Origin of the sequence: Acinetobacter sp. TYF_19 (assembly GCF_043105125.1) — a bacterium.
Classification (GTDB): Bacteria; Pseudomonadota; Gammaproteobacteria; order Pseudomonadales; family Moraxellaceae; genus Acinetobacter; species Acinetobacter johnsonii.
Genome location: NZ_JBICLH010000085.1, coordinates 26,288 through 41,497 on the forward strand (window position 1 = coordinate 26,288; position 15,210 = coordinate 41,497).

A 15,210-nucleotide genomic window follows, 5' to 3' on the forward strand; every position below is an offset into this window, starting at 1 on the left:
AAAAAGAGCAACTAAGGAAATGATGGGGATGAGTTATAAAATTTAAAGCAGGGCCATTAAAAAAAGCGGTTTCGCTATGGACTCAATCAGTTGAACCCTCTGGGTTTGACCGTTTATCTGACAACTACGCAGCATAAAGATCGAAAAATATACAATAGGGTGAAGGCGCTCAGTTTGAGCTTGCCTTTTTATATCTCTTAGCGTTTGGGATTGTTTTATGAAATTTTTAAATTCTCTTCCGGTTTTTTGTTGTGTTCTTCTTTTTATGCCGACTTTGCTGCAAGCCAATGGTGAGATCGTGAGTCTACCGACTTTTAAAACCATGGCGGAATCAGAGCTACGTGCTGAAACGGGCGTGATTCCTTATCAACAGGATGAAAACATTCGTAAAGCCTTGCAGCACCGTATCGTTCAGTTGCAGGATGATGCACAGTCTTTTGTGGTCGATCCGACCATTACTCAAAACATCGATATTTTGCCACCTGCGGTCACCGCAGATCTAAATTCTGTGCCGCCTTTGTTACGCGAGCATGTCTTGAACATTGCCGCTGGTTTACAGTCGTCTAATCCAACTGAAGGCTTGTATATCATGTTGCAGCCGTTTGGCATTGACCGTAATGCGACCAATGTACAAATTGCCCGTGAACAAATTTCGATTGGGCAGATTGATCGGAATTTTATGCAAGGGATTCAACAGAATAGTCAGCAACCGAGAACAGCTCCAGCGAAGTAATACTTCCTAATTCTATCGCCAGTATATTCCTCATCCACTTGGGGAGGGTACGGCCTTAGCATCCTCAAATATCGATAACATGTTGAAATATTGATCATGTGCCTATATTTGCTATGATGAAAAGAAATGAAGAGGAAGCTGGACATGCGACGTATCGTGTTGATTTTAGTTCTTGCGACCAGTGCCGTTTTTGGTTGGATGTTTTATCAGTATTCTCAACAACAAAAAGAGCAGCAGCAGCTACAAAGCTATGAAACGGTGCTGTATGAAAAGACTGAACAAATTTACAAACAAGCTCAAGATTGGACCACACCAATTCAAGTCGATGTAAAAGACCCACGTCTGACAGGTGACTATCAAATTATGGCGGAGTTTGTGCTCAGTCATATGCTGCAAAATGCCGAAGCGCGTAATCAATATCTGCGAGATTTAAAAGCCTTAAATTGGGATCAGTTTCTAAATATTGACCGATTAAGCAAAGACAAAAAGAACAATTATGCTGAAACGGAGCAAATGCTGAAAGACGTACATGCTGTTGTTGAGAGCTATGCACAGCAGGTTGAACAACGTCAAAAAGAGGCCATTGCTCAGGCCAAAGATTTAGCAATATCTTCGCGGTTCCGCCATCAACTGACCGACAGCATGAAAGCCAGTGAAAAAAGCCATGAAGCCACCCGCCTGTTTAGTCTTGAACAACAGAATTTAGCCAAGGCGGATCAAATTTTCTTGGTGCTAAAAAATAACCAATGGGAAAAGAAAAATAACACCTTTATGTTTTATGAAGATGCACCACTACAGCAGTTTAATGCACTGTATAAAGAGATTTTGACACTGAATAGCCAGATGCAGCAGGTCGAAAAACAGACCCAAAAAGAGGTAGAACAGAAGTTATAACACCGTGCAAAGATGACAGTCTTGTAAGCGGACTGTCATCTGTTGTTCAAAATTGGCTGCTAGATTAAAAGCATCACAACGATGACGACTTTTCAGTGTAGGCAGGTGAGTCATGAGAACCATACACGTTTTTGATGATATTCAGCATGTGTATAGTGAGTTTGTAGAAAATAAAAACTATCCAAAATTAGAACGCTTAAGCAACTGGGGGAAGAATCGATTTTTCTTCAACCAATATTTCAAAATGATCGAAGACTGGCATCACACCGAACAGATCGTGATTCAGTTCAACCAACAGTACTTCAGTCTAGATACGGGCAGCGCGCCTGACTTTATGGATAAAGAAAAGTATATGGCTTGGTTGATGGGCGAGCTCTTAATTTAAATCCTTCACACAACAGTACAGCGCCTGATTCGTTCTAGGCGCTGTGCTTTTATTATTGTCTTAATCAAAAATTTTATCGGCTGCTTGGAAGGGTAGGCTGACCACATCAATTGCGACGGCAAAAGGCAGCAGCACTAATTTTTCAAAAGGATTCATGCCCGACTTCGATTTATAACTTTCCTCTTGGTGGGTATAAATGCTCACCTGATAAGGCTTACTCAAAGCTTTTAAAGACGCTAAATTGTTCGCCGCAGGGTAAACCACACCTGCCAGTTTTATCTCGAAACAGAAACGCTGCGCAAACATGCGTTCATCGCTGGAACTTGAACATTCCTTCGCGCCATTTTCAATAAAAAATTCCAGATCTTTCTTGCTGATGTCTTCTTTGAGCTTCACATAAGACAGTGGCAGTGTTCCCGTAAAATGACCATCATTCTTTTCTGAATAGAAACTTAGTTCTCGGGTCACTTGAATATTTTTCGGGTCTAGTTTCCCAATCAAGCTGACAAATTGAGGCCCACCTTGGGTCAATACATAACTTTTTTGTTGCCCTGCAATCACTAAACTATGCACAGGTAAATTCGGCAGAGGCTGAGCGGGTTTGCCAAAAGCCACCACTTGGTCTTCAATCAAGGTCACTTTGCTGGTACGGGTATAGGTTTTATTGTCTTTGGTCATCAGGGTTTTGGTGGCGCAGCCTGTGAATAATGTTCCCATGACGCCTAAGCAAATGATGGTTTTTAAAGGTGATGCAAACATCGATAGACTCCGACTCATTTGAAATATAGTTAAGCTGAATTTTTATTGTCTTTAAGCCTATCATTAAAATGTTCAAAAAGTCGCCAAAGCTCAAAATTTTAAAGTCATGAACGTTCTAGGAGTCGCTCAATGCCGTGGCAACAGATTTTATTTTTTATCCATCTGCTGTTTCTAGATAACGAATGAATGTTCATTTGAGTAGGAACTGGCTATGATCATGCAGGCGCTTGATAAAAAATTATGGACTGGCGAATACGTCATAACAAGGTGGGAAATAGGCTGATGCAAAACTTGATTTGTTATAAAGAACTGCCTGTGTGGACTGCGCAGACCATTCCGCAAGGGTTTAAAAATCAACACAATACCAAAGCGGGCACGTGGGCAAAGCTAAAGATTTATCAAGGTGAGCTGAGTTTTGCTTTTCTAGATGAGGCAGGTCAAGTGCAATCTGAACATCTGTTTACAGCTGAGCAACAGCCACCATTTATTCAGCCTCAAGCATGGCACAAAATTGTTTCGACCAGTGACGACATAGAGTGTCAGCTGCAATTTTACTGTACCTCGCAGGATTATTTTTATAAGAAATATCAGCTTTCACCTACCCACTCAGAAATTTTGGCGGCTATGCCGTATTTACACGGTGGTCGGGCTTTGGATGTCGGCTGTGGGCAGGGGCGAAATTCGCTGTATTTAAATCAGCAGGGCTTTGAAGTAGATGCTTGGGATGTGAATCCGCAAAGTTTGCAAAAACTACAGCAAATTATAGATGCCGAAGGCATTCAAAAGATTCATCTGCAACAGCGTGACCTCAATGCTGACCCAAGCATTACCGGCACATACGACTTTATTTGCTGTACGGTGGTGATGATGTTTTTAGAAGCGCCAACTGTGAAACCATTGATTGCGCAGATGCAGCAAGCCACAAATGTAAATGGATTTAACTTGATTGTCTGTGCGATGGATACCGATGATATTCCTGTACAGCCTGACTTTCCATTTGCTTTTAAAGCAGGCGAGTTAAGTGCGCTATACGATGGCTGGAACATTGTGAAATACAATGAAAATGTAGGTGAGTTACATCGGGTCGATAAGCAGGGTAATCGGATTAAGCAGCATTTTGCGACGTTATTGGCGCAGCGGGTTGATGATTTTTAATGTTTTAATGCGCTCGAAAATGAAAAGGGAGTTTTACCTCCCTTTGTACGGATTAAGTATTGTCTTTAAGGGCAGTTAGAATCTGTTCGGTCATCTTTTTCGATTTTAATGCTTCCTTATCTTCTATCTTGGCTCCTGATAGTTCAATTATATTGATAGCTTTTTTAAACACATTCTTACATAAAGCCTCTTCCAATAGGATTTTAATAATAGGATTGCAATATTTTTCAACCTTATTGTGACTATTTAAAGGAGGGAAGTTTTCTTTGGAAGCTAGTAAAGGGAATAACATAATTATGTAAAATTTAACTTTTTTAAATTTTTTATCAATTTCATTACTTGCGAATAACGTATCCAACTTATAAAAGATTAATCCTGCCAAATAATAAGACGCGAATTGATGGTCATTTTCAAAAAGTTTAGATTTTTTGTTTCCTATTTCTTTTGCAATTTGCCCAAAGTATGTTGTAACGAGATGTGGATCTTGGCGGAAAATTGAAGAAAAAGATTTAATTTGATTTGAAACACTTATGATTCTTTTTTTGACAACACTTGAATCATTATTGTATTGATTAGCACGTCGCTCATAATATAATCTGCCATCACCTTCCATAGCATTATAATAATGCTCCAAGTTTTTTTGAAAATCAGTCATTGCTGATAATTGTTCTTTTTTTACAGCCGTTTGACTATTTGTTGAAACAGTGATTTTAGATTTTATATCATCATCAGTTGTTACTATTAATTTTATTGGGATATTCATATTGGATAAAGTATCTAATATTCTATTTTGATATAAAATATTACTGGTTTGGCATCCATTAACAATTTGAAAATCAAATAAAGTACATTTGTCACCAGAAATTTTTATTTCATTAGCAACAATAGTTACCCCATTATTAAGTACACTAAATAAATGAGGATTATCAGATTTTAAAGTTTCCTCAATTTTTAAGTTAACGGCATTTAACCCTTGAAAATCTCTGACGTTATCTTCAAATACATTTTGAATATTATCATTTTGGTCAATAATTAATTTTTTAAATTCAGAAAATTGCAAGAAACCATAGTAAGATTCATCAATTCCTAGAGTTTCTGGTAATGTAATTTTATTGGGGAATTGAATGGTACAGGATAAAGGAGTTTTTGTTTTTCTATATAATTTTCCTAAATCATTTGCTCCATGAATAATAAAATCAATATTTTCAAATAAGTTTAATTGCTCAAGATGCTGCCTATTTACTTTGATACATGCTCGGATATTTGTATCCTCAATCACAGTTGTACTTGTTGTAATATAGATGATTTTACATGATGGATTTTGCTTAAAGTCTGATGCCAAAGTGAAAATATAATCTGAGATTTCTGATAGCTTTTTAATATCTTCATTTCTAACGAGCTTATGTTCTTCTGAGAAAAAATCATACACGCCATTATAAAACTGAAGCATTTCACTGGTATCAATAGTTGATGATGTTTTTGATTGAATAAATATATATTTAACATCTAAATAACCATTTTGTGCAAGAAGATCATCTATTTCGTTAAGTTCTTCAATTAAATGTCCATTGACAATAATAGCTAATCCATCGATACCTGTATCATTTCCTGATCCAATAGAAATAGAGTCAATATCGAAACTTTTATTATATTCATTACTTAAAATAGAATAATTTACAAATTTCTCAAAATTTGAACTTTCGTCCTTGTTAACTATTTCTTGTGTTTTAAGAAAGTCATTTAGTAAGGTTTTTGTGATACGGTCCATATAGTGATTTAATATCATGCAGTTAGTTGGATAATATAAAAAATCCCCGCATTTAGCGAGGATTTTTATACATCAAATTAGGGTATTAAACACGTTCGATAATGGTCGCGATACCTTGACCCAAACCGATACACATGGTCGCAAGACCAATTTGCGTATCTTGCTGTTCCATCACGTTCAACAGCGTCGTGGTAATACGTGAACCAGAACAGCCCAATGGGTGACCCAGTGCAATCGCGCCACCATTTAAGTTAATGATGTCTTGCTTCTCATAAACACCTAAGCCCTTCATTACTGATAAGCCTTGTGCAGCAAACGCTTCGTTTAACTCGATGGTTTGGATATCCGCCATGCTTAAACCAGCACGTTTAAGCGCTTTTTGAGTTGCAGGTACAGGACCATAACCCATGATTGCAGCGTCACAGCCTGCAACCGCCATAGAGCGAATCACAGCACGAGGCTTAAGACCTAAAGCTTGAGCACGTTCAGCAGACATCAACAACATTGCAGATGCACCATCAGACAAAGCTGAAGAAGTCGCAGCTGTTACTGTACCGCCTTTCGGGTCAAATACAGGACGTAAACCTTTGAATGCTTCAAGGTTTGCATCTGGACGAATCACTTCGTCGATGTCGCAAAGGATTTTGAAGCCATTGGCATCATGACCTTCAACACCCACGATTTCATTTTTGAAACGGCCTTCTTGCGTTGCAGCCCAAGCGCGGCGGTGAGATTCAACACCGAACGCATCTTGTTCTTCACGCGTAATGCCGTTCATACGACCTAACATTTCAGCAGTTAAGCCCATCATGTTCGACGCTTTTGCATAATGTTTAGATGCTTCTGGGTTCAGGTCGATGCCGTGCATCATGCCGACGTGACCCATGTGCTCTACACCACCGATGATGAAGATATCACCTTGGTTGGTTGCAATCTGTGCAGCAGCCGTGTGAAGCGCTTGCATAGAAGAACCACAAAGACGGTTAACTGTTTGACCTGCCACAGTTTTTGGAAGGTCAGCCAATAAGCCAATGTTACGACCAATGTTCATACCTTGTTCTAAAGTCTGGTTTACACAGCCCCAGATCAGGTCTTCAACTTCATTGGTGTCAAACTGGTTACGAGCAACTAAAGCACGAACCAATTCAGCCGATAAGCTGTCAGCACGTACATTGCGGAACATACCGTTTTTGGTTTTACCCATTGCTGAACGTACGCCATCAACGATGACAACGTCACGTGGATTTAAAGTAGCCATTCACGTTGCTCCTTAACCGTAGAATTTTTTGTTGTTAGCAGCCATGTCACGCAACATTTGTGGCGCTTCATAAGCCTTACCTAAGTGTGCGTATTTGTCGCAAAGTGCAACGTATTCAGCAACACCTGTTTGGTCGATGTAACGGCATGGACCACCACGGAATGGAGGGAAACCGACACCCATAATCATCGCCATGTCTGCTTCAGAAGCAGTCGCTACGATGTTGTCTTCTAGGCAACGAACAGTTTCGTTACAGAAAGCAAGCATCATACGGTCAATGATTTCTTGAGCATCAAACTCACGTTTTTCCGCAGTTGCCACAGTAGCAACAAGCTCATACGCAGTTGGATCAACCACTTTGGCTTTTTTGCCTTTACGGTCAAGTTCATATTTGTAGAAACCAACGTCGTTCTTTTGACCCAAACGTTTGTTTTCGTACATGATTTCGATTGAACCTTTGAAGTCTGGCTTCATACGGTCAGGGAAACCTTCAGCCATGACTTCTGCACCGTGAACGCCCGTGTCGATACCAACAACGTCGATTAGGTAAGCAGGACCCATAGGCCAGCCGAATTTTTCCATGACTTTGTCGACTTGTTGGAAGTCAGCACCGTCTTTCAATAGAAGGTCAAATGCACCGAAGTAAGGGAACAAGACGCGGTTTACAAGGAAACCTGGGCAGTCGTTCACAACGATTGGTGTTTTACCCATTTTCTGAGCAAGAACAACCGTGGTCGCAATCGCTTCAGCCGAAGTCTTCTCACCACGGATCACTTCGACCAATGGCATCATGTGTACTGGGTTAAAGAAGTGCATACCGACAAAGTTTTCAGGACGTTGTAGGTTTTCAGCCAAACGTGTGATTGAAATTGTTGAAGTATTTGAAGCAATAATCGTGTTGTCACGAACATTCTTCTCAGTTTCAGCAAGTACAATGCCTTTTACTTTTGGATTTTCAGTTACTGCTTCAATCACGATGTCCACTTCTTTAAACTCGTCATAGCTTAAAGTCGGACGGATGCGCGCAAGAGTTTCACCCATTTGAGCAGGTTTCATCTTCTTACGTTCAACTTGTTTGGTCAGTAAGCCATTGGCTTCTTTCATACCCAAAGCAAGTTGCGGGTTACCAATGTCTTTCATGATGATTGGTGTGCCTTTGCTTGCCGCTTGGTAAGCAATACCACCACCCATGATACCCGCGCCCAATACAGCCGCTTGGTTGACAGGGTGTGCACCTTTTTCATATTTCTTCGAAGTTTTCTTCACCACTTGGTCATTGATGAATAAACCAATCAATGCACCTGCTTGTGGTGTAATCGCTGCTTTTGCAAAACCAGCCGCTTCAGCTTGAAGTGCTTCATTACGTGGAAGGCTTGCACCTGCTTGTAATGAGTCAAGAAGAAGTTTAGGCGCAGGGTATTGAGCAGGATTTGCTTTTGCAAGTACCGCACCTTTTGCCGAGTTGAACGCCATCATTTGTTCGATTGGGTTCAATTTAACTGGGTCAAGTTTTTCTTGGCGTTTTGCTTTCCAGTCTACACGGCCAGCAAGGGCTTGTTTAACCAAGTCAATTGCAGCGTCTTGTAGTTTGTCTGCAGCAACAACCGCATCAACCGCACCGTCTTTCAGTGCCGCATCAGGGCGTTTAGGATTAGCCATGGCCATCCATTCAACTGCATTGTCGATACCAATTAGACGGCTTAAACGAACCGTACCACCGAAACCAGGGAAGATGCCCAGTTTGATTTCAGGAAGACCGACTTGAGCCGCTTCTGACATCACACGATAGTCACACACGAGGCACATTTCAAAGCCGCCGCCCAATGCCATACCATTGATCGCTGCAACTTTAGGAATCTCTAAATCTTCAAATGCGTTGAAGATGTCGTGAACAGGCAATGCCCAATCCACAATCGCTTGTTCGCCTTGAGCGAAGTTTGCACCAAATTCAGTAATATCTGCGCCAACGATAAATGTAGATTTAGCCGAAGTAACGATTAAGCCTTTGATGTCACCGTTTGCTTTAACAGCGTCAATTGCAGCTTTGAAATCTTCAATCGTTGCACGGTTAAATTTGTTGACTGACTCACCTTGTAAGTCAAAGCGGAATTCTGCAATTCCGTCCGAAAGCATTTGGACGGTAATGGCATTGCCAGCGTGGATCATGCCTGATCTCCTTTATTTTGGAGGACTTCTAAGTTGATGTTGTGAAGCGAGTACGTCATTCCTACGTACATCTATGCTCCGCCAATCTTACGATAACTATATCGAAAAAGAACATAACAAGTTGTATCAAGCCGTGACGCAAGGGTCATCTATTTTTATTCAATTATTTCGTGTGCTTGCGTGATGTATTTTTGAATGATGCGGCCTAAATAGAGTGAAGTTTTTGTTTCGGTTAAGATTTTTTATGGATGAGTGATTAAAAAATGATTAGACAGCGTCCTTATATTTCAAGTCAATATTTGTGCCGATTTTGGCAATTTAGTCAATGCTGCACTTGCAGGTAAACCCAAACAGAATGAAAACTTGTGATGAAAAGCTGGAAATAGGACGTACTTTGCAGCGTATGTTATAATTCGCAGTCTAGACCGAATACCGGTCTTTTTCTTTTATTTCGTTTTCTTTGGTTTCCAGGTTTTCATATGATTAAGTGGATCATTCTGGCGATTTTTATTCTTTCTGCACTTTATATTCAGCAACGTGGGAAGGTTCGTCACTCGTTTTATCGTCAATTTTTCGATCATTCAACGATTCTTGCACCGATTAACTACCTCATGTACATGTTTTCAAAGGTGCCGAATCAGCCGTATATCGACACTCAGCATTTTCAAGACTTAAAAGTGTTGGATGAAAACTGGGAAATGATTCGTGATGAAGCAAAAGCTTTATATGAGAAAGGCGGAATTAAAGCATCGAGTAGTTATGATGACTTGGGGTTTAATTCCTTTTTCAAAACAGGCTGGAAGCGTTTTTATCTGAAATGGTATGACTCTGCACATCCCTCAGCCGCTGAACTTTGTCCAAAAACGACGGCGTTGCTGAAAACCTTGCCGACCATTAAAGCCGCGATGTTTACCGAGCTGGCACCTGACAGCCGTTTGGTTCGTCACCGTGACCCTTATGCGGGTTCATTGCGTTATCACTTGGGGCTGATCACACCGAACGATGACCGCTGCTTTATTGATGTGGATGGTGAGCGCTATTCATGGAGGGATGGTGAAAGTGTGGTCTTTGATGAAACTTATATTCACTATGCCGAAAACACCACGGATCAAAACCGCATTATTTTCTTTGCTGATGTCGAGCGTCCGTTAAAGACACGCTTTATGGAACGTTTCAATCACTGGTTTGGTAAAAAAGTCATGACCGCTGCCAGCTCTCCAAATGAAGCAGGGGATCAAACGGGTGGACTGAATAAAGTCTTTGGTTATGTCTATCAAGTGCGGATCAAAGCCAAAGCTTTGAAGAAAACCAACCGTCAACTGTACTACTTCTTAAAGTGGTTCCTGATGCTCGGAATTTTCTTCCTGATCTTTGTTCGACCTTATGTGTTTTAAAGCACATTAAACGCCCTGAGGGGCGTTTTTTATTTGGGCAGAAAAGGGGAAGCCTATCTGCCCTTTTGATTTTTCTATTTATTTCAAGGCTTACAGTGGATTCGAACCACGCATGGCTTTATGCTTTATCCAGTTAAAACTAAAAACAACATGAGCGCGTATCTGTGTCATTTTTAAGATCGCAACTTATAACTTAGATAAAGCATGAGGTTCCAAGGTGCAGAAGTTTCGTTCGAAGATGGACTGGTGGTTTTTGGGGTTTATTATTGCCATGTCAGGCCTGTTGGCCCAATTGATTTTGACCACCTATGGCAAAGGTATTTTGATGCAAAACCTCTTGTTCGTTGTGGTCTATGCTTTGACTATTGTTTTGCTGTGGTGGCCGCTGTGGAGTACTCGCTATGTGGTCGATCAGGAGCAACTGATGATTCGCAGTCTCTGTTTTAAATGGATCATTCCCTTAAGCGCGATACAGTCTGTTTCTGAAACCGATAATTCCATCAGTTCACCAGCCTTGTCCTTAGATCGTCTAAAGATTGAATACTTGAAACAGGGCCAAACCAAAACCATTTTGGTGTCACCGAAAGACAAAGTAGCGTTTAAAGCTGCGTTAAAATTGTCATAAATATAGTCTTAGGCACGTTGTATGCTTTACGGGCCTAAGCGAGTGAAAGCCTTGCTCAAATATGCCGTGAGGACTAAAGTAAAATAAACTTGTGTCCTATTCACTCCCACAAACCTCCACTTGCAAAACGTCTACTTGCCGTTGAAGGATATGCTTATGAAGTCGTATCAATTGAGTCCGACACAAATTCAAACTTTAGTGCCGCATATGGGAAGTTGTATCGCATCAAATATGATTACGGTGCAAGGCCTAAAAGTGGCCTACATGTACCGTGAAGAAGCACAATCTAGCGATGAAAGTGGTTGGGTTTTTTTATCGGGTGAAGAAGGAGATGACTATATTGAAGACCCTGAAAATTTAGGTTTTTATGAGGTCAATGTGATTGCCAATTATGATGCGGACATCATTGCTCACTTAAATGCGCCTGCGGGAAGTCACTTTGCCCGCAATGAACAAGGTGTGTTTGAACGGATCGACTTTGAAGCGATGGATCTGGAGTAAGCCTTCAACCTCAGCATCAACGTCTTTTGCCAGCCAGACTGGTTTTGAAATGCTCTTTCATGTGCTTGAAATGCGTCAGACATGCCCAATCTAAAAGACAGATCAAAGGCTAAGCCTAAGCAAAACAGTTGACGGCGAGCCGAGAAAATTAGGGAACCCTGTGAACGAAAACGCACGAGAACATATCGAAAAAATTTTAGCCAATATGACCACACTGCCGGGCGTTTATCGCATGCTCGGTAAAGACGGTGAACTGCTGTATGTAGGCAAAGCGAAAAATTTAAAAAATCGTGTCTCGAGTTATTTTGTCAAAACCATTGAGCACCCGAAGACGCAGGCTTTGGTGGCGCGTATTTATGACATCGAAACCTTAGTTGTTCGTTCCGAAACTGAAGCACTGCTGCTTGAACAAAACCTGATTAAGCTGCACCGTCCACCCTATAACATCATGCTCAGGGACGATAAGTCCTATGTGTATATCTTTGTCTCTGCCGACAAACCGTATCCACGGATTGCATCGGGTCGAGGCAAAGGCAAACACCAAGTCGGAAAGTTTTTTGGACCGTATCCGAGCGCTTATAATGCACGGGATACTTTGTTGGTTTTGCAAAAGCTGTTTAATGTTCGTCAGTGTGAAAATAGCTATTTTTCACAGCGTAAGCGTCCTTGTTTGCAGTATCAAATTAAACGTTGTTCAGCGCCGTGTGTGGGACTCATTAGCCCTGAAGAGTATAAAAATGATGTCGATAACTCGATTCGTTTTTTACAAGGGGACACCAAAGAGCTGAATCAAGAACTGATTGCGAAAATGGAGCAAGCGGCCGAAGCCTTAGAATTTGAAAAAGCGGTGTTTTACCGTGACCGTATGGCGCTGCTGCGGGATGTCCAGTCTCAACAAGCCATTTATAAGCTCAAAGGTGAGGCAGATATTTTAGCGATTGCCTATCAGGCAGGAGTGACCTGTGTGCAGATTATGCATGTGCGCAACGGGAAAATGCTCGGAGGAAAAAGTTATTTTCCAGATATGCTCGGAGAGGGTTTGGGGCAAATGCTGGCTGACTTCATAGCGAACTTTTATTTCCAAGTGGCAGATGAAGTACCCAGTGAGGTGATTGTAAATGTCGAATTGCCCGATCGAAAAGAACTGGAACAAGCGTTACAACAACAGTTTGATAAGAAAGTACAGATTAAACATAGCGTGCGTGAGACACGTGCAGAATGGTTAGAGCTGGCACAGATGAATGTACAGCATGCGATCAAAGGGCAATTGGCCAATCACTTTGAGCTGAATGAGCGTTTCCATCAACTTGAACAAGTGGTGGGACGTCCGATTGATCGGATCGAATGTTTTGACATCTCACATACCATGGGTGAAGAAACCGTGGCTTCGTGTGTGGTATTCGACAGTGGAGGCATTCGTAAGCGCGATTATCGTCAGTTTTCAATTCAAGACATTACCGCAGGCGATGACTATGCCGCAATGCGTCAAGCGCTGACCCGTCGTTATAAAAAAGCCATGCTGCCTGATTTATTGCTGATTGATGGTGGTAAAGGGCAGTTGCATATGGCGATGGACGTCATGCAAGAGCTGGGTTTAGAGGCCTTTATGGTCGGGGTGTCAAAAGGCGAGGGGCGTAAACCGGGCCTTGAAACCCTACACTTTACCGATGGAACTAAAATTCAGTTGCCTGAAGACCATAAAGCGTTGCATTTGATACAACAGGTACGTGATGAGGCACATCGCTTTGCGATTACTAAACATCGGGCTAAACGTGATAAAAAACGGGGTTCATCGATTTTGGAAGTGATTCCGGGGTTGGGGCCGAAACGACGCCGCGATTTGTTGACGCACTTTGGCGGAATTCAAGGGGTGTTAAAGGCATCCGAGAAAGACTTAACCCTAGTCCCCGGTTTAGGCGAAGTGATGGCCCGTACTATTTATAAAGTCTTACATGAATAGAACAGCATCCACTGCGTTGACAAAAGTGTTCATTGACGCATGGGTCATTGATCATTCACATTGGTTGAATTGTGTTGTAAAGATATGGACGGAATTTAAAACAAGGATGCCACATGTCACTTCAACACAGTTATCAAGCTTTAGCAGAACAAGAATCGATTGATATTCCTACAGGTTGGTTACAAGGACGCACGATTTATGGGGGACTGGTCGCAGGTTTAATGATGCAAAAAGCATTGTTGACTCTTGCCGATGACACGAAGCATTTACTCAGTTGTAGCGTGACTTTTGTTGGGCCAGTACAACAAGCCAAAGTTCGTTTAACCAGCGAGATTCTACGTCAAGGTAAGTCGGTTACCACCTTGGAAGTACGTTTATGGCAGGATGATGCAGTTCAAAGCATTTTAGTGGCAAGCTTCGGGACACAGCGTGAATCGAGTATTCATGTTCATCAAGAACCTGTAGCACCAGCGTTTCCAACGGTTGATGGTCTTACAACAGCGCCGCATCATCCGCTTGCGCCTGAGTGCTTTAAGCAGCTGGATATGGTTTGGGTGACAGGACAGTATCCGTGTACAGCCAGCCCAAAGCCTGACTTTTCTGGCTGGTATCGGTTTAATCCAGACTTACATGAAAATCGAGACATGACCGTAGCCGACCTCATGGTGTCGATGGACATTTGGCCACCAGGGGTGCTACCGATGTTTAAACGTATGGCACCTGCCAGTTCGCTAACATGGCATTTGACCTATGTGCATCCGCTGAAAAATCAGTTACACGATTGGATGAAGTACCACGTTGAAACGCAATATGCTGCGGATGGATATTCCACCGAAGCCGCCTATTTGTGGGATGATCAGAATCGTTTAATTGCAATTTCGCGTCAAACAGTTACCGTGTTTGCCTAGTGACACCTTAGGTCAATTCGTATAAAGTGGGCGCTATTAACGATGGATTAAACCTCAAAAAAGTGTGCATTTTCATCGTACATGAGGGAAACAACTGGCGGTGTTTATGACTACAGGTCGCATCCTGAATATTCCTAATATCTTGACCTTGGCACGTATTGCCTTAATTCCGGTCTTTTTGTTGGTGGCCTATTGGCCCCCTGTAATGGGTATCGCTGAACAAGCGGTAAGTATGTCTCGTCATATTTTGTTGACGTCTATTTTTGTCGTTGCAGCGGTGACAGATTGGTTCGATGGTTATTTGGCGAGGACTTTAAATCAGACCTCTGCATTTGGGCGTTTCTTAGACCCTGTTGCGGATAAATTGATGGTGGCAGCAGCACTGATCGTGTTGGTGCAGTGGAAACCAGAAATTTCGATGGCATTTGCGGCGATTGTGATTATTTCCCGTGAAATTACGGTGTCAGCACTGCGTGAATGGATGGCAGAGTTAGGTGCACGTACCAATGTAGCCGTGTCTACGGTTGGGAAATATAAAACCGCTTTTCAAATGATTGCAATTACCGTGTTCTTACTGAATTGGCAGCCGCTTGAAATGTTGGCTTATGCATTGTTGTATACCGCAGTAATTTTGACTTTGTGGTCGATGTTTATTTATCTCAAAGCAGCTTGGCCGTATTTAAAACAGCCTTGATTCTTAGATT

At 41.8% G+C, this 15,210-nt stretch carries 14 protein-coding genes; 10 read left to right on the forward strand and 4 right to left on the reverse strand.

Features of this window, described 5'->3' with window-relative positions:
• Positions 1-217: 217 nt before the first annotated feature.
• The 3 genes from ACF8FD_RS14265 to ACF8FD_RS14275 all read left to right on the forward strand — a co-directional run bounded on the left by ACF8FD_RS14265 (position 218) and on the right by ACF8FD_RS14275 (position 2,012).
• On the forward strand, positions 218-733 hold the full coding sequence (locus ACF8FD_RS14265; RefSeq protein ID WP_205667289.1) for a hypothetical protein: 516 nt from the start codon (positions 218-220) through the stop codon (positions 731-733).
• A gap of 144 nt (positions 734-877) precedes the next feature.
• The gene (locus ACF8FD_RS14270) at positions 878-1,627 is read left to right on the forward strand and encodes a hypothetical protein (RefSeq protein ID WP_205667288.1); all 750 of its coding nucleotides are present in this window, start codon (positions 878-880) and stop codon (positions 1,625-1,627) included.
• Between the two features lie 112 nt (positions 1,628-1,739).
• Positions 1,740-2,012: a hypothetical protein gene (locus ACF8FD_RS14275; RefSeq protein ID WP_005400961.1), complete on the forward strand. Its 273-nt coding sequence runs from the start codon at positions 1,740-1,742 to the stop codon at positions 2,010-2,012.
• A 60-nt stretch (positions 2,013-2,072) separates the two neighbouring features.
• Here the strand turns inward: ACF8FD_RS14275 and ACF8FD_RS14280 are convergent, their stop codons facing one another.
• On the reverse strand, positions 2,073-2,771 hold the full coding sequence (locus ACF8FD_RS14280) for a hypothetical protein (protein ID WP_205667287.1): 699 nt from the start codon (positions 2,769-2,771) through the stop codon (positions 2,073-2,075).
• Between the two features lie 282 nt (positions 2,772-3,053).
• On the opposite strand from ACF8FD_RS14280, the gene tehB reads away from it, so the two are divergent.
• Complete coding sequence (tehB, locus tag ACF8FD_RS14285; RefSeq protein ID WP_205667286.1) at positions 3,054-3,926, forward strand: SAM-dependent methyltransferase TehB; 873 nt, start codon at positions 3,054-3,056, stop codon at positions 3,924-3,926.
• A 52-nt stretch (positions 3,927-3,978) separates the two neighbouring features.
• Here tehB and ACF8FD_RS14290 read toward each other — a convergent pair whose 3' ends face one another.
• The 3 genes from ACF8FD_RS14290 to fadB all read right to left on the reverse strand — a co-directional run bounded on the left by ACF8FD_RS14290 (position 3,979) and on the right by fadB (position 9,118).
• On the reverse strand, positions 3,979-5,694 hold the full coding sequence (locus tag ACF8FD_RS14290) for an AIPR family protein (RefSeq protein WP_205667285.1): 1,716 nt from the start codon (positions 5,692-5,694) through the stop codon (positions 3,979-3,981).
• Positions 5,695-5,779: 85 nt separating this feature from the next.
• Positions 5,780-6,952 carry an acetyl-CoA C-acyltransferase FadA gene (gene fadA, locus ACF8FD_RS14295; protein WP_004692736.1) on the reverse strand — a complete coding sequence of 391 codons (1,173 nt, stop codon included), beginning with the start codon at positions 6,950-6,952 and terminating at the stop codon, positions 5,780-5,782.
• A 12-nt stretch (positions 6,953-6,964) separates the two neighbouring features.
• Entirely contained in the window at positions 6,965-9,118 is a 2,154-nt protein-coding gene (gene fadB, locus ACF8FD_RS14300; protein WP_151835700.1) for a fatty acid oxidation complex subunit alpha FadB, read from the reverse strand.
• Positions 9,119-9,597: 479 nt separating this feature from the next.
• Between fadB and lpxO the strand changes: the two genes are divergently transcribed.
• The 6 genes from lpxO to pgsA all read left to right on the forward strand — a co-directional run bounded on the left by lpxO (position 9,598) and on the right by pgsA (position 15,200).
• Entirely contained in the window at positions 9,598-10,512 is a 915-nt protein-coding gene (gene lpxO / locus ACF8FD_RS14305; protein WP_125273387.1) for a lipid A hydroxylase LpxO, read from the forward strand.
• 217 nt (positions 10,513-10,729) lie between these two features.
• Positions 10,730-11,137, forward strand: a complete 408-nt coding sequence (locus ACF8FD_RS14310; RefSeq protein WP_279700711.1) for a PH domain-containing protein — start codon at positions 10,730-10,732, stop codon at positions 11,135-11,137.
• Between the two features lie 156 nt (positions 11,138-11,293).
• A complete protein-coding gene (locus ACF8FD_RS14315) occupies positions 11,294-11,638 on the forward strand; it encodes a DUF2185 domain-containing protein (RefSeq protein ID WP_279700709.1) in 345 nt (114 codons plus the stop codon).
• A gap of 160 nt (positions 11,639-11,798) precedes the next feature.
• On the forward strand, positions 11,799-13,598 hold the full coding sequence (gene uvrC, locus ACF8FD_RS14320; RefSeq protein WP_148826871.1) for an excinuclease ABC subunit UvrC: 1,800 nt from the start codon (positions 11,799-11,801) through the stop codon (positions 13,596-13,598).
• A gap of 113 nt (positions 13,599-13,711) precedes the next feature.
• Positions 13,712-14,506: a thioesterase family protein gene (locus ACF8FD_RS14325; protein WP_392453518.1), complete on the forward strand. Its 795-nt coding sequence runs from the start codon at positions 13,712-13,714 to the stop codon at positions 14,504-14,506.
• A 106-nt stretch (positions 14,507-14,612) separates the two neighbouring features.
• Entirely contained in the window at positions 14,613-15,200 is a 588-nt protein-coding gene (gene pgsA, locus ACF8FD_RS14330; RefSeq protein WP_004692729.1) for a CDP-diacylglycerol--glycerol-3-phosphate 3-phosphatidyltransferase, read from the forward strand.
• Positions 15,201-15,210: the final 10 nt, after the last annotated feature.